Consider the following 16,104-nt stretch of genomic DNA (forward strand, 5'->3'; position numbering starts at 1 on the left):
GACTCAGTCCGAACTGGAAGAGTCCCATCTCCCGGCCAACATTCACGTCATCCGAGACCTCTTGCGCCACCGATTGTCCGCGGACGCGCGACAAGCGGTCCACGGGATCGCACGCCCAGGTTGACGAGCAACCGGGGCTACCCATGAAGCGGAAGTGGGAACGCAGCCCTGATGGGCCACGGGCCTGTCCTGCGAGCTTGCGTGCTGCGCACGACCAGGTTGACGAGCAACCTGGGCCACCCGATGTTGGTTGTCAGGAGGTCTGCTTGAGTGACTTGGGGATCTGGGCCATCGTTTCGCGTTGGCGTTTCTCGACGAATTGGCGGGCGTTGGCGGCTTTGGCCTTGGCGGCTTCGGGGTCGCGAGCCATCGCGAGGATCGTGGGGGCGACCTTGGCGACTTGCGACTCGTCGTCGAGATCGAAGAGCCAGTCCCCTAGCCCGATGTCTTCCCACATGTAGCCCTTCGACGTCTGCTCGGCCCAGCGGCAGACGATGGCGGGAACGCCGTTGCCGATGCACATGATCGGCGAATGCATCTCGTTGCCGAAGAGGCCGTTGCTTCGGACGTAGGTACTGATCGCTTCGCCGGTGAGCCAGTAGTTGGGCCGCCAGGCGACGCGGTCGCGAACGCTGGTGGGGAGCTTGTCGAGCAGGACCTCCTTGCCGACGCGCATCTGCGTTTGGTCCTCGGGGCAAAGCAGGACCTTGTTGTCGGTGGTCTCGACGATGTCGACGATCGCTTGGCGAAGCTGGGCGTGGTCGTGCTCCTTCATCGCCTCGTTTCGGGCGTGCTTGACCGGGTCGATCGACCGCTTCTTCTCCGGGATGGTCCAGTAAGGCGTGAAGCGCAGTCGCGGGATGCAGCAGAGGAACTTGCCTTCCTCAAGGCCGTGTTGCTTGAGGAACGCCTCGGCCTTGGCGTCATCGCGGAGATCGCACGCGAAGGCACCGTCGGGGCCGAACTCCATGACAGGACATTGACACCCTAGCTCCTTCACGAGTCCCAGCGACTTGGAGTCGCGGAAGAAGACGAAGCTCGAATCGCCGAGCAAGCCCAGGAGCCAGTCGAGCGATTTGCTTGAGATGTCCTTGGTCGAGGAGGACTTGCGCACCGGGAAGGTGATGCCGTAGACGCCGTAGGGCTTGCCGGTCTCCTTGCGCCAGCGATCGACGTCCTTGGCGGCGACGAGCGAGGGGCCGGAACCGTGCAGCAGGAAGTCGTTCTCCGCGAAGGCTTGCTTGAGTTCGGAGCGATTGACGATCTTGAGTTTCGGGAAGCGTTCGAGCAGCATCTCCTTGACGCCGTTGTTGACGTTGCTTGGCCAGAGCGTGATTTGGGCATCGGGGAGGTAGGTTTCGAGCAGGTGCAAGACGCCGGGCGTGTGGGCGATGTCGCCGATGTTGACGGTCTGCCAAGAGGACCGCAGGAGGATTTTCGGCTCCGAGGAGGTGGTCGCCGCGATCGCTTGACGGATGGTGCCGAAGGCGGAGGCGAAAGTTCCCGCGAGTACCGCTTGATTAAACTGACGTCGATTCATGAAGATGGTTTCCGTGTCGTCGTGGAGGAGTGAATGGTGATCGAGGGCGCGGCGACCCACCCGGCCCCGAGGAGCCGCCGTACCCTTTAAAGAGCGCCAATCGGGACGGATTTGACGTCGTTTTGGTCAAAAATGGAACGAAAATGCGCCGATTCGGTTCGTTTTGGCCCCGAATCGGCGAGAAATGGCTCGGAAATGGACCGAAATCGAGCGATCTCAGCCCTTCAATGGGATGAGGCAACTCGCCCCGAGCGCCTCGGCCAGCGGGTCGGCCCCCTCCTCGCCGAAACCGAGATACGAGTGCTTGCGGAAGCCCTCCGCGTACTCGAATTGGCCTGACATGGTGCCAACCTCGCGCCCCAGTTCCTTCATGGTCTCGGTGTAGGAGTCGAGGCCCTGGGTCTCGTCGAGCCACTTTCGTTGGCTTTCGTGAGCGTAGAGAGCGTTGACTTTCGTCTCGATGACGGAGGAGACGTCGACGTAATGCGTTGGCGTGACGGGCTTTCCGAGCGGGTCCTTGTTGCCGTGCGGTTGGGCGTGGTAGATCGTGAGCGGGTTGCCGACGGGCTCACGAGGAGGGTCGACGGGAAAATTCTTCATCCCCCGGCTAAAGGCCGCGGTGACCGCGAGCTTGCAGGCGTTCTCGTGATCGACCATGTAGTCGACCGGGGAATGCAGTAAGAGGAGATCTGGAGCGACGTTACGCATCACCGACCCGAGCTTTCGCAAGGTGGGCCGATCGTAGAAGATCTCCAAGTCTTCGCTGATCGGCTCGTGAAAGATCGCCCCGAGGATCTTAGCGGCGGCCTTGGCCTCCTCGGTGCGGATCCGCGCGATCGTCTCCCGGTCGAGGTCATTCGACCCGCAACAGCCGTTGGAGACGTTCATGTAGTGCAATTCGTAGCCGGCCTCGCCAAGGCGCAGGAGCGTTCCCGCCATGACGAATTCAATGTCGTCGGGGTGAGCGACGACCGCAAAGGCACGCTTGGTCACGAGTGACTCCCCGCGGTCTAGTGCATCTCGGCTTCGCAGGTGCCCAAGCCATGACGGAAGTAATGGAAATGGACGTTGGGATGATCGGCGAGTAGCGACATCGGCACCGAACTGTCGGGGAGCTTCTTCGCGATCATCAGCGCCGTGAGACGCTGTCCGAAGGGGTTGTCGTGATTGCCGGCTTGCCAGATCGAGACGCGCTCGGCCTTCCAAGTTTCAGCCGGACCGACGGTGACCGCCGTGGTCGGAACGTTCGAGACCACGCCACCGCCGGAGGTGCGGGCGTTCTGGATGATCGTCATCGGGTGAAGATTGACGACGCGGGTGCCGAGCTTGCGATATTCTTCCGGCGTGGGAGGAGCGTCCTTGTAGTCGCCCGAGCGATGGGGCGGATCGTTGAAGGCCCAGTGCTTCACTTCGCCCTGCCCGCCCTGCATCACGACACAGCGAGCTTTCTCCCAACTGGCGACGTACTCGGAGACATCCGCCTTGGGGAAGTGAATGTTGCTCTTGGGCATCCGCAGTTCGGGTTTGATGCGATCGAAGCAAAGTTGGTGATCGGCCTTGGCGAAACTAAGCGGATGATCTTCGGGGACCTCCTTGCCGTCGAGGACCCACTCGTCCATGCCCCAGAAATGAGCATGACGCAGGTCGACTTCCAGCTCGTTGACGAGCCGCGCGACCAATGGCAGTTGTTCGGTCGGCCCGATCGGGCCGCAAATGCCCGCGGGTTCATCCTCGGTCGCTTGCTTCCAGGCGTCGATGTACTCGAGGGCCTCGGCGAGATAGAAGTCCTCGATGGTGTCGTGGACGTGAACGGTGAAGCCTTCGCGCGAGAGACCGAACACATCCTCGGCACTAAGTTTCGCGGCGTCGTCGAGAATCTCTTGATCGAGGGTCGTGTAGTCCCACCAATCGGGGGCGACTTTACTAACGGATCGCATCGTAGACGGTCTTCCTCAATGAATAAGTGCTCAGGTGCTCTGAGCATAGGAACTCCAAGGGACATCGTTTCAAGGGACTTCACCTCGGGCGCCGTGCTCGCTCTCGGAACTCACTGGCTGGCCAGCAACCAGTGGTTCCCGAGATCGAGGGTCGGACCTGGGTGCGAAAGGGAACGATCGTTGGCCCTCTCGCACGCGTGCGGCCGGAGCGAATGTCGTTAACCGAGATTCAAGACGCGATCCATGCGCTGGGAAATGTCGGCGAGCCGTTTTCGGTCGCCGCCTTTGACTTCCGCCGTCGCCCAACCGGAGTAGTTGTTCGCGGCGAGAGCCTTTCGCACCGAGGGCCAGTCGCAATCGCCTTCGCCCAGTTCGACTTGGAATCCCTTGTAGAGACCCTCGTCGCGCTGGATCTTGCGACTGTATTCCTTGATGTCGAGTTTCTTCGTGCGCGGGCCGAGAATGCGCACCCACTGTTCCGGCCAGCCATAGCGAACCACGTTGCCGACGTCGAAGTAGACGCCGACGGTGGGGCTGTTGAACTCGTCGATGTACCGAGCCATCTCGAGAGGGCTGAGCAGGAAGTTGTTCCAGACGTTCTCGACGAGGAGTTGGACGCCGGCCTGTTCCGCGAGGGGGATCGCGGCGCCGATTTTCTCCTGCGAGACCTTGTAGATCTCGTCGTAGGGAGCCTCCTCGGTCACTTTGCCGGCGACGACGAGGACTGTCTTGGCGCCGAGATCGTGAGCGATGTCGATCGACTGCGGGATGTCATCAAGCCCCCAGCCGTTGACGAAACCGTGGATCGTGATCCCGGTTGCGTCGCTGGCGCTGCGGAACTCCTTGGGGTCGACCTTGTCGCGAAGACCCGGCTCGACACCGTCGTAACCAAGTTCCTTGAGCATCTGGAACTTGGCCTCGACCGGAATCTTCTCGCCGATCATGCCGTACTTGACGGCCTTTTTGATCTTTCCGGCGAAGGAGGGATCACCCTTGGCGGGCGCGGCGGCCGAAGCCATTCGCGTCCAGGGCCCGGCGAGCGCCGACCCCATCCCGGCGACGCCAGCCACTCCAACGGCCTTGAGGAACGAACGTCTCGATTGCTCCACGAGAGCAGATCTCCCTTAGTGCTGTGTTGATCAAAGTGTTTGTTGAACAATCCGATGCTCGGTTTCATGCCCACGCTTGCGTGGGCACGTTTTCGAATCAACATCGCTTTCCGCTTGCCCACGCACGCATGGGCATGGCGCCCTTGACAGGTTGGCAACTCGCTGGAAAACAAGCCGTTAGACCAACTTCGTCTTCCCGGGGATGCGGACCGGCTCGACCGGCAGCGAGGCGTTCCACTCGTACTCCTTGGGGCCGAGCTTCAGCTTCGAGTTCGAGATCTCGTCCCAGGTGATCGTGTCGCCGGTATACGCCGACTCGCGGCCCATGATGCCCATGAGCGTGCTCTTGCACATGTAATCGCCGTTGTTGATCGGCTTGCCGGCACGTAGCGCCTTGTACATCTCGTCGTGCTCGAGCTGGTGCATGACGGTCCGCTTGGCCCGCCGGCGCCAGGGATTCTCGCCGGTGATGCGGTACTTCATCAGGTCGCACTTGCCCTTGGTGCCAAAGAGATCGTTGGAATAGAGCGGCTCGGTGCCGGTCTCCTGACGGGTCGCCGCGTAGAAACGGGCCCCGCTGGGGAAGACGTAGACGACGGCGAAGTGGTCGTAGATGTTGCCGTACTTCGGCTCGGTCCGGACGATGCGGCCGCCGGTGGCGTAACACTTTTCGGGGTACTCGTTGAGTGCCCACGCGATCATGTCGAGGTCGTGGACGTACTGCTCGACGATGAAGTCACCCGAAAGCCAAGTGAAGTAGTACCAGTTGCGGACCTGCCACTGCATGTCGCTCTGGCCCGGTTCGCGCGGCCAGGACCAAAGATCGCGAAGGAACCGCGTCGACTCGGCGGTCACGATATCACCGATGGCGCCGTTGTGGATCTTGTCGATCGTCTCTTGCATGCCGGTCTCGTAGCGCCAGCAGAGCCCCGAGACGACGGAGAGGTTCTTCTCCTTGGCCTTGCGGCAACTCTCCATGACGCTCCGCACGCCGGTCGGATCGGTCGCGACCGGCTTCTCGGCGAAGACGTGCTTGCCCTGATCGATCGCGTACTCGAGGTGCTTGGGGCGGAAGTGCGGAGGGCTCGCGAGCAGGACGACGTCGACACCCGAGTCGATCACCTTCTGGTAAGCGTCGAAGCCGAGGAACTGACGTTCCTTGTCGACCTTGACCCGATCGGCGACCTTCGACTTCTTGAGCGCGCTGAGGCTGGTGTCGATGCGGTCTTGGAAGACGTCACCGACCGCGACCAGTTCGACGTTCGGATCGGCCTGCAGCGTCTGCAACGCGGCGCCCGAACCACGGCTGCCGGCGCCGATCAACCCGACCTTCAAGGTATCGCTTCCAGCCGCGTGAACGGCGGGGACAATGCCGGCGGCGAGGCCGGCACCGATTGCCGCGGTGGTGGAACGTTGAAGGAATACGCGGCGTGAGGCCGTTTGATCCGTGGACTTTGACTGATCGCTCATTGATGGGTCTCCCGAGACGGACAGGTCATCCGCCGACGTTTTGGTGGAACAATCCTTGGCGAGACGGCCACGCGTCCCTTGGAAGGACGGCACGAACCGCGGTGGTGTTGGGTCGAACACTTACGGGCAAATGTCCGATCGAGCCAATTATGGCAGAGTCGCGCGTGGGAGAAAAGCCCAATCATTGATGTCACCTGACATCACCGATACATATGGAACTTTAGAAAGCCGAAGCGGTGGTGTTTTTCTATCTGACCTAAGAAGTTCTTTTGGTGCTGATAAGGAGGGAAACCACCCCGGTCGCGGGAGTTGTTCGCGCGGTTTCGACTCACGCTAGACAACCCCTGCGGGGTTGATTCTACCATGCGATCGGTACCCAGGGTGCGCGAAGCGCGACCCTGGGCTTCATCAGAGAACGGCGTTGCCGTTCGAAAGGAAGACGTTGCCGTTCGGAAGGATGACGTTGCCGTTCGGAAGGATGACGTTGTCGATTGGAAGGATGACGTTGTCGATTGGAAGGATGACGTTGTCGATTGGAAGGATGACGTTGTCGATTGGAAGGATGACGTTGTCGATTGGAAGGATGACGTTGTCGATTGGAAGGATGACGTTGTCGATTGGAAGGATGACGTTGTCGATTGGAAGGATGACGTTGTCGATTGGAAGGATGACGTTGTCGATTGGAAGGATGACGTTGTCGATTGGAAGGAAGGGTGGCCGATTGGAAGGAAGGGTGGCCGCCTTCCCTTTAGCTCTTCCGGGCCACCCTGCAAAGGTTCGTCGTCGTTCGGAAGGATGGGGCACTCGTCGTCGCAAGAGCCGTCGACGAAGCGTGTCAGGCAATGGCCTGACCCATCGGAAATAGGGATGCGCACGCGGCCAGTTTCTTAGGCCGCCTCGCGGCTCAAGCGAGAGATCAGTCCCCCATCGTAGAACGCGTTCGTCCAAGTCGTGAGGGTGGCACTGGTCGCTCGCCGCCGTGGCCGATGATGGGGCGACTCGGCCGTCGTTCGCTTCGCCGGGGGTCGCTCGCCGCCGGTACTGATGGTGGGGCGACTCGGCCGTCGTTCGCTTCGCCGGGGGTCGCTCGCCGCCGTGGCCGATGATGGGGCGACTCGGCCGTCGTTCGCTTCGCCGGGGGTCGCTCGCCGCCGGTACTGATGGTGGGGCGACTCGGCCGTCGTTCGCTTCGCCGGGGGTCGCGTGAGTTCTCTTGAGCCGCGAAGCGGCGACCGATTATTAGCCAGGGGTGGCAACCCCTGGAAACGATGCCGACCCATTCGCGAAGCCCCGCAAGGGGCGTAGGTCATCCCCAGAGATAACGCTCAACGAATTCGATTCCATGCTTTCGCAGGAGGGAACGATACTCGTCTTGAAACGACGTGGTTCGATGGTGTTCTTCTTGGTTCTGGATGTACCGCTCTACCGTCCTCATCTGAGATTGGCTGACAGTGAACGCTCCGTAACCCGTCTGCCAGGCAAACCGTGTGGTGCGATGTTCCCTCTCGTTGACCCACTTGGACGACTTCGACTTGATCGTGCGAAGCATGTCCGCGACCGAGACGCTCGCCGAGCAACTGGCGAGGAGGTGGATGTGGTCAGGCATGCCACCTTCGGCCAGCAGGACGCCACCGTCGCCGCGAATGATCCCACCCATGTAGGCGGCGAGGCCTGGCCTCAACGTGTCCGTGATCATCGGTTCTCGCCCCTTGGTACTGAAGACGAGATGGTAAAGAAGATTGGTCATCGTGGATGGCATCGGTGTCGCTCCTCGGCCACCGTCGCCCCTTCGGGGCTTTAATGGTACTCGGAAGCATACCAGGGGTTGGCACCCCTGGCTAATGACCCGATGCCGCTTCGCGGCTTCCCGCGGCCGTCGCCCCTTCGGGGCTTTGATGGCATTCGGAAGCATACCAGGGGTTGGCACCCCTGGCTAATGACCCGATGCCGCTTCGCGGCTTCCCGCGGCCGTCGCCCCTTCGGGGCTTTGATGGTACTCGGAAGCATACCAGGGGTTGGCACCCCTGGCTAATGGCCCGATGCCGCTTCGCGGCTTCCCGCGGCCGTCGCCCCTTCGGGGCTTTGATGGTACTCGGAAGCATACCAGGGGTTGGCAACCCTGGCTAATGGCCCGATGCCGCTTCGCGGCTTCCCGCGGCCGTCGCCCCTTTGGGGCTTTGATGGTATTCGGAAGCATACCAGGGGTTGGCACCCCTGGCTAATGGCCCGATGCCGCTTCGCGGCTTCCCGCGGCCGTCGCCCCACTGGGAATGGAGGAATTCGGGTCCACACCAATGACCTGACCTACTGACATAGACTCGTGTCAGGCAATGGCCTGACCTACTGAAAGAGGCGTCGCGGTTCAGGAGGGAGATCAATCCTCCCCGTCGTGATACGCCTTTGTCCAAGTGTCGTCAGGGTGTCACTGGTCGCTCGCCGGCCGGTACCGATGGTGGGTCAAGACCCACCCTACTTTCCCGCGGCGGCGTGTTTGTGGTTCACCGACTCGAGGTAGGCGAGGAGTTCGAAAATCTCGTCTTGGGTGAAGCGATCGAGCAGCGCCTTGGGCATCATCGACTTGGAGGTCTTGACCATCTCGTCAATGTCGTCCCGCTGCACAACCGTCGGTTTGGGGGCTTCGGGATTGACGAGGATCGAGACCGACTCCTTGTCCTCCGCCTTGATGATGCCGGAGATGACATCGCCGTCGGCGGTGACGATGACGTGCATCGCGTAGTTGGGATCGATGCGGTGGGATGGTTCGAGAATCTCTCGGAGCACCGCTTGGCGATCACCCTTCCAACGCTTGAAAACCTCGGTCAACTCGGGGCCGACCGAACCGCCCTCCCCTTCGATCTTGTGACACTGGGCACAAGTCGCTTCCTTGAAGATGCGGGCCCCGATCTCGGGTGTGCGACCTTGGAGTCCGCTGGCGACGTGGTCTTTCAGGTCGTCGTAGGTCCAACTCTTCACGAAGGGGCGGTTGCTGCCGACCGGATCCTTGGGCTCGGTCGGGTTCTTCTGCCACGCGTCGAGATCGTCGACCACGACCATCACGCCGTACATCCGCATCCAATGACGCGGGAAGGTGCAAACATAGGGGTATTCGCCGGGCTCGGAGGGAGCGGTGAAAGTGAGCCGTTCCTGTTTGCGAGGTTGGACCATGTCGGTGGCGTGGAGGACATCGGCCGACTCGGGCACGTATTGCTTTCCCTGATAGCCTCCCTTGGGCCCGACTTGCAGTCCGAGCTCCGCGACCTCCTTGAGCTTGCCCGGCGTGGTGATGACGAGATTGTGCGGCATCAGATCCTCGTTGCGGAGGATCACTTGAACTGGACGTCCCGCCTCGACCGCGAAGTATGGCGTGTCGTAGCGCATCTCTTCCTCAACCGTCGAGATCCGAACGACCCGGACGACGGTCTCGCGAAGGCGCTGGCGAAAGGCCCGCGAGGTCTCGGCCGGGACACGAGCGAGCAATTGGTCGGCCAACTGCATCGCATCGATGAAGGGGTCGGTCGTTCGCCCATTCGGCGGGGTCGATTCGGCGAGCTCGACGAGAACCTTGACCAGTTCCTCGCTCGTCTTGGGGTCGCGATCGTCGCCCGGGATGGAAAGGAGCGTCTTGACCGCCGCTTGGCGCAACTTGGGATCGGAGACGTAGGGAGCAAGTTTTCCGAAGGTCTCGGCCTGCTTCGCGGGCGTATGGGCGAGCGCCCCGATCGCGGCCTTGCGCACCGCGAGAGGCTGGGCGTCGTCGAGCAGTCCGACGATCTCGTCGCGAAGCTGCGCCCGGATGGTGGCGTTGGGAACCAACGGGACCGCGGCGAGCCAATCGAGCGTCCCCTCGGGCGAGTCGCTTGCCCGCTCCCAGGCCTTGGCCTTCTGGCCCGAGGCGATCAACGCGGCATAGCCGAGAGGTCGGACGAGATCGCTCTTGGAGTCGGTCGCGGCGAGGAACGCGTCGCTCTTGTTCGCTAGCTCCTCGGCGGGAAGCTTCAGGAGCATTGCCGCCAAATGGTTGGCGGTCCGCTGGTCCTGGCGATCGCCAGGCTTGAGGGTCTCGATGGCGGTCAGGAGTTCGGTCGGGGCGTCGGAGTTGTTGATTTTGACGAGCGCCGCGAGGGCCTCCTCGCGATGTTGCGGCGAGATCCCCGCCCGCTGAAAAATCGCCGCGTGTACCGGGGCGTACTTCGGGTCGTCGTCGGAGCGCTCGACAAGCAGTAGACGCTCATTGTCGAGCCGCTTGAGTTGGTACGCGACGATGCGCGGGCTCTTGTCGAGGAAGATCTTCGGCGGCTTGATGTCCTTCTTCATGCCGTGCCCGTGGTCGTGATGCTCGTGCGTCTGAGCCGAGGCGGTTCCGGCGAGGAACAAGAGGATGAGCGGAGACACGTGTCGAAGGCTAGGAGTCATGCTGAATTCTCAAGTGGTGGTGTCGGCGCGAGCCGACGCGAGTATCGGTCGTGGTGGGTCGAGATCCACCCTACGGGTTGCTCCCCAAGCTGGAGGGGGCTTTCCTCTTCGTAGGTCAGGCAATTGCCTGACGCGAGCGCCATTCGTTGTTCATGTCAGGCTATGGCCTACGGCCTGGTGGGTCGAGATCCACCCTACGGGTTGTCGATTGTCGGCGTGGTCGTGACATGCGCCATCGGAAGCTATTGCTCCAAGGATCGCATCGTCTCGTCGAGCGTGTATTGGAGGTAGTCGTCGACGTCGTTGTTGAGGACCTCGAGGGCAAGCTCCATCGCCTCGTCACCCTCGGCGAAGCTCAGGGCGCGAACCGCCTCGAGCCGAACGCGGGGATGCTCGTCGTTGATCCGAGCGCGGACGAGTTCCAGGGGTTCGTTGACGCGATCCATCCAGAAGGAGAGGACGCGCGTCGCCGCGGCCCGAGCCCGAGGGTCTTTCGCCTCGAGGAGTTGCTTGAGGAGTTCCCCACGCACGACGTTCTGGGTCTGGTACGCCCAAAGCGCCTCGAGCAGGTGGTGCTCGTAGTCCGGATCGCTGTCGTCGAGCTGTTTGGTCCAGTAGTCGAGGGCTTTGACGACCTCCTTGGGATCGCGCTCGGCAAGCTCGCGGCGGGCGCGGTAGCGGGTCCGGTCCTCGGGCTCCTTGAGGACTTCGAGCAACGCCGGAATCGGCTCACCCTCGATCTTGACCGGCTCGACGAGCGGGCGGTCCTTGTGGGTGATGCGCCAGATGCGGCCGTGGCTGTGGTCGCGGCTGGGATCGCGAAGGTTGTGCTGCAAGTGCCCGATCAGGGCGTTGTGCCAGTCGACGATGTAGAGCGAGCCGTCGGGAGCGAACTGCAAATCGACTGGGCGGAAGTTGCCGTCCTCGCCGTAGACGAGCGGGGTCTTCTCGGTGCCGACGAAGCCCGAGCCCTCGTCCTTCATGCCGTGCATCAGGACCGAGCGATCACCGATCACGTTGGTGAGTAGGTAGTCCCCCTGGTCCTCGGGGGCGAAATGGCGGCTCGAGATAAGCTCGCAGCCTGCCGAGGGTCGGGTTCGCTTCTTAATGAAGGTGGGGGCCTGGAACTGGGGATCGCCGCCGACGGGACTCTCCTTGGCAACGCGGCGGTGTTGGGAGCCACCGGGGTGCTTCAGGGGGTAGTCGATCTTCCCGGAGAAAGGAGCGGCCCAGTAGTTGAAGCCCGGCGACGCGTCCGCGATGAAGTCCTGGCCCCAGCGGTCGAAGACATGTCCCCAGGGATTGGAGAACGACAGCGCGATATAGCGTTCGATCTCGCCGGTCTTCGGGTTGAACCGCCAGACGCCAGCCTCCTGCATCCTCTTAGGACCGTAGGGGCTTTCGAGTTGCGAGAACTTGAAGGTCCCCTCCTGAAAGTAGAGATTGCCGCCCGGTCCCCACTCGAAGCCGGCGGGGCCGTGGTGGGAGTCGGCCGAGTCGAGCCCGGCGATCCGGCGAACACGGGTGTCGGCGACGTCGTCCCCGTTCTCGTCCTTCAGGAAGAGGATGTCGGGTTGCTCGGCGACATAGACCCCGCCTTGGCCGAACTCGAAGCCGGTCGGCTGATGCAGCCCGCTCGCGAAGACTTTGCACTCGTCGGCGCGGTGGTCGCCGTCGGTGTCCTCGAGGATGAGGAGCTTGTCGTCCATCGTCGATTTGGGCTGCCAGTGCGGGTAGGAAGGCATGACCGACACCCAGAGGCGTCCGGCGTTGTCGAAGTTCATCGAGACCGGGTTGGCGAGTTCGGGGAACTGCTCTTCCGAGGCGACCAGATCGATTTGATAGCCGGGGGCGAGTTTGAACTTCTTCTGCTGTTCGGCGGCGCTCAAGTAGTCGAGCGAACCGAGTTTACCTCGCTTGGCGTTGAGATCGTCCGGACCGCCAACGTTGGTCTTGGTCGAGAGGAAGGGAAGCGTGTTGCTATCGTCGACCTTCTCGGGAACGTCCTTCCCCTGGGCGACGGCCCAGATCCGCTGGTCGCGGTTGGCGGCCATCTGATCGAGGATCGCCCGCTCGCGCTCCATGACGTCGCGATTGTTGTAGGTTCCGTCCGAGCCCGCTTCGCCGCGTTTGCCGTAAATCGAATAGCCGTTGACGGCGCGATAGCGATGCCACCAGTGGAAGTTCTTGTCGTCGATCTGTGCTTTGACGGCGGGATCGATGCTCTCGGGGCCCCCTGTCCCGAAGAGCCCTTCGTCGAGGATTGGCGCCAGCGCCTTGTAGCCCGCGTCGGTCAGATGAGCCCCGTTGAAAGTGAGCTGCTCGTCAGTCTCGTCGAAGAGTTTCTTGGTCGGCGTGAAGAGGTCGACGAAGCCGACGCCTGTCTTCTCGGCGACACTCTTGAGGGCTTCGGTGTAGGCGGCGAGGTTGGCGTTCTCCTTTTTCCCGTCAGGGAGATTGGGATCGCCCGTCTCCTCGAACGCAATCGGCGAGACCAGCACGATGCGGGGAGAGCCCTTGCCGCTGTAGTCCTTCGCTTTCGTCTCCTCGACGAGTTTGGTGATCTCGTCGGTGAACTTCGGCAGGCCCTTCTTCCCCGCGAAGGACTCGTTAAACCCGAAGAAGTAGAGAATGACGTCGGCTTTGCTGTGCTTCAAGTGATCGTCGGGCGTGCCGAAGTTCAGCGAACGAATCCGCTCAAAGGGTTCGTCGCCGGGGAAGCAGAGATTGCGAACCACGAGTCCCTTCTCGGGGAAACGCTGGTACAGGAGCGCCTCCCAGTAGTTGTGGTGCTGCATCCGCTCGCCAAGCTCGTTGCCGACGAGGCAGAGATGGTCTCCCTTTTCGAGAGCGACCGGCGCCGCGTGGGCCGGAGCGAGAATCGTCAGTAGAGCCAGACAGGCGACGTAAATCGGCACGTACTTCATGCGAAAGATCCGTGTTTCAGCTTGGGTGAGCAAAGGTCTCTGACGGGAGGTTGTCCCCAGTAGGTCTCCCATCTTGGCAGAGCGCTATTCAAGAATCCACCGAAACCTAGCAACGGGGAGTCGGACAGCTCGTGATCGGCCCTGCCACCAGGTAGATCACACGGCCGGCTATAGGTCAGGCCACTGCCTGACACCCACGCCGGGTTGGTTAATCAAACGAAGAGTCATGCAATGGCCCGACCCACGGATGCGTGGGAACGCGAAGAGTCGGGTCGTGACGTGCGGACACGGCGAGTGGCTCAAATGGTCATGTCAAGATTTCAGTAATGCTGACGAACGCCCTACTCGCGACGCAACCGTGACCTAGGATTGCTACGTGGTCGGAGCCCTCCCCGGCGTGTTGGCCGACCACGAGGCTGGAGTCGCACCCGATGAGCGTCCTCGCAACTCTTTCCGAGAACCCGTTTTCCGCCGCCCGTGGCATGATTGGCCCGCTTCAACGGGACCAGCATGCGCAAGGATCCCTCGCGGAGTCCCTCACTCGCAATGTCTCGCAAGCGATCTCCACGGCGACCGACACCCCTGTCGCCGAGAACGGGAACGGCGCGAGCATCACGTTGGCGAACGTCGGCGAGGTCGTCGCGCGGGTCCGGCAAGAGGAACTGCAACTCTTCGACATGCTCTTTCCCGTCGGCAGCGCCGAGAACGACGACTCGCCGCGGAGCGATCAGTTGCTCGGAGGGCTCGAGTCGCTCGACGCCGAGACGTCCGCCGACATGCAGGCGCTGCTGAAGATGATGGAGCACTTCGATGGGAAAGCCGCCGACGCGATGCGACGTTCCTTTGGCCGAATCGTCGAACACCTCGGGTCGATCGTCGGTGGGGGTGGTCACGAGTTCAACGTCGCTCCCCCGCCCAGCATGCAGGTGCGTTCGCAACGAATCGAGATCGCGATCCAGGCGTCGGTCACCGAGATCTCGGGCCGGCTCGAATCGGGGGAATCGCTGACCGCCACCGAAGTCGAGGTCTCAATTCGCGCTCGTGTGGAGGAGATTCTCAGCGTCTCCGACCCGCTGGTGCTCGATCTCAATGGCAACGGCGTCTTCGATACCACCACAGCGGACGAGGGCCACGACTTCGACTTGCTCGGGGATGGGAGTCTCGTGCGGGCCGCGACCGCGTCCCAGGGCGACGCTCTGCTCGTCTATGACCGCAACGGCAATGGCAACATCGACGATGGGACCGAACTCTTTGGGGACCAAAACGGCGCTGCCGACGGCTTCGTCGAGTTGGCCAAGTACGACGAGAACGGCGACGGCCGCATCGATCAGGCGGACTCGATCTACGGGTCGCTGGGACTCTTCGCGGACGTCAATCGCAATGGAATCACCGACGAGGGAGAACTGCGTCGGCTCGACGAGGCGGGGATCGCACAAATCTCGCTCTCCGCGACCGCCGTCGAGGAGGATTCAAACGGCAACAAAGTGGTCTTGGAAAGCGAGTTCGTGCGGAGTGACGGGTCGACCGGGCGTGTCGGCGACTTGCTTCTCAACTACATCGCCTAGTGTCGTGACTGGATCATTCATCAGCCCAATGACTCTCTTGGGGCCATGCCCACGCTCTCGCCGTGGGCATGCGTGTGAGAGCCTCGATTGGCGGCGAACCTGGCTCCCTTGCTGACAAGCAGCCAGTGGCAGCCGAACATCAGGTGTTCACGGGGCACTAGCAACCCGTTGATCCAATGGCTGTGACACGTTTAGATCAACGGACTGCCAGCACCCACGCCGAGTTCCTACCAGAGCAACAACATCGAAACCCGGCCGGCTTGCGTGAACCGCTTGCTCATCTCCGGTGACCCGAATTCTCGCGAAAGACTGGTGACGAAGAAATTGCCCTGCTGAACGAAGAGGCCGGCGTTGGTCTTCTCCGTGGGAGCGTCCTTCGTTCCCTTGCGAATCTTCTGGTCGAGGAGTTTTGGGCTCTCGGACTTCGGTTTGGCGGGAGCGACTTCCGCCTTCGCGGGCTCGCTGACGATCGGCTCGTTCGCCTTGGATCGCTTCTCGTCCTTGCTCAACTCGGGAGCGGGTTTTGCTCCCGTCTTGGTCGCGGGAGCGGGCTTTGTCACGACTCCCGTCTTGGACTCGGGAGCGGGCTTTGTCACGACTCCCGTCTTGGACTCAGGAACTTGGGAATCCGCTACGTCCTTCTTGGGCTCGGAAGCCTTCACTTCCCCCTTCCCGACGAGGTCGCTCTCGCTGCGGAAGGGATTGTCCTCTCCGAAGCCACGCGGCCGGCGTCTTTTGTCGTCATCGCCACGGCCACCGCGCTTGCGGTCGTCCTTGCCCTTGCCGTGATCGTGATCGCCCCGGCGGTGACGCATCCAGGACGGAGGACCACCCTTGCGGTCCTCTCCGCCTCGCCGCCCCATGAAGCCAGGACCGCGGCGCGATTCGCCCTTTCCGTCGTCGCGACGCGAGAACGGACCTCGGGATCCCCACCTCGAACCCGGTCCCATCATGGGGCCAGGTCCGCGTTTGGAGCCGGGGCCCATCTTCGAATCGTGGCTCTTGCCCTCGGAACCCTTCTTCGCGGCGGCGGCGCGGTGCATCATCATCCAGCGGACGGCGTCGTGCCAACCCTTCCAATACGCCATCGCCGTGGGGCTCGGACGGCGACCGCCGTGACCGCGCTTGGCGAAGTACTCGCGA

General features: G+C 62.2%; 11 protein-coding genes. 1 reads left to right on the forward strand and 10 read right to left on the reverse strand.

The window, feature by feature from the left end:
- Window positions 1–253 precede the first annotated feature (253 nt).
- From Pan216_RS13205 to Pan216_RS13245, 9 genes are all read right to left on the reverse strand, one after another.
- Entirely contained in the window at window positions 254–1,540 is a 1,287-nt protein-coding gene (locus Pan216_RS13205) for a polysaccharide pyruvyl transferase family protein (RefSeq protein WP_145258442.1), read from the reverse strand.
- Window positions 1,541–1,756: 216 nt separating this feature from the next.
- Window positions 1,757–2,533: a PIG-L deacetylase family protein gene (locus Pan216_RS13210; protein ID WP_145258443.1), complete on the reverse strand. Its 777-nt coding sequence runs from the start codon at window positions 2,531–2,533 to the stop codon at window positions 1,757–1,759.
- Window positions 2,534–2,550: 17 nt separating this feature from the next.
- Complete coding sequence (locus Pan216_RS13215) at window positions 2,551–3,477, reverse strand: sugar phosphate isomerase family (RefSeq protein WP_145258444.1); 927 nt, start codon at window positions 3,475–3,477, stop codon at window positions 2,551–2,553.
- 218 nt (window positions 3,478–3,695) lie between these two features.
- Window positions 3,696–4,586 (reverse strand): sugar phosphate isomerase/epimerase family protein, encoded by an 891-nt coding sequence (locus Pan216_RS13220; RefSeq protein ID WP_419193616.1) that lies wholly within the window; start codon window positions 4,584–4,586, stop codon window positions 3,696–3,698.
- A 177-nt stretch (window positions 4,587–4,763) separates the two neighbouring features.
- A complete protein-coding gene (locus Pan216_RS13225) occupies window positions 4,764–6,056 on the reverse strand; it encodes a Gfo/Idh/MocA family protein (protein WP_145258445.1) in 1,293 nt (430 codons plus the stop codon).
- Between the two features lie 408 nt (window positions 6,057–6,464).
- A complete protein-coding gene (locus tag Pan216_RS13230) occupies window positions 6,465–6,872 on the reverse strand; it encodes a hypothetical protein (protein WP_145258446.1) in 408 nt (135 codons plus the stop codon).
- 490 nt (window positions 6,873–7,362) lie between these two features.
- Window positions 7,363–7,815, reverse strand: coding sequence for an IS200/IS605 family transposase (gene tnpA / locus Pan216_RS13235; RefSeq protein ID WP_145258447.1), 453 nt, complete (start codon window positions 7,813–7,815; stop codon window positions 7,363–7,365).
- Window positions 7,816–8,525: 710 nt separating this feature from the next.
- A complete protein-coding gene (locus Pan216_RS13240) occupies window positions 8,526–10,469 on the reverse strand; it encodes a c-type cytochrome (RefSeq protein ID WP_145258448.1) in 1,944 nt (647 codons plus the stop codon).
- Window positions 10,470–10,711: 242 nt separating this feature from the next.
- Window positions 10,712–13,396 carry a PVC-type heme-binding CxxCH protein gene (locus tag Pan216_RS13245; protein ID WP_145258449.1) on the reverse strand — a complete coding sequence of 895 codons (2,685 nt, stop codon included), beginning with the start codon at window positions 13,394–13,396 and terminating at the stop codon, window positions 10,712–10,714.
- Window positions 13,397–13,827: 431 nt separating this feature from the next.
- Between Pan216_RS13245 and Pan216_RS28335 the strand changes: the two genes are divergently transcribed.
- Entirely contained in the window at window positions 13,828–14,961 is a 1,134-nt protein-coding gene (locus Pan216_RS28335; RefSeq protein WP_419193617.1) for a hypothetical protein, read from the forward strand.
- A 227-nt stretch (window positions 14,962–15,188) separates the two neighbouring features.
- Here Pan216_RS28335 and Pan216_RS13255 read toward each other — a convergent pair whose 3' ends face one another.
- A complete protein-coding gene (locus Pan216_RS13255) occupies window positions 15,189–16,049 on the reverse strand; it encodes a hypothetical protein (RefSeq protein ID WP_145258450.1) in 861 nt (286 codons plus the stop codon).
- Window positions 16,050–16,104 lie beyond the last annotated feature (55 nt).

Origin of the sequence: Kolteria novifilia, from assembly GCA_007748055.1 — a bacterium.
Classification (GTDB): Bacteria; Planctomycetota; Planctomycetia; order Kolteriales; family Kolteriaceae; genus Kolteria; species Kolteria novifilia.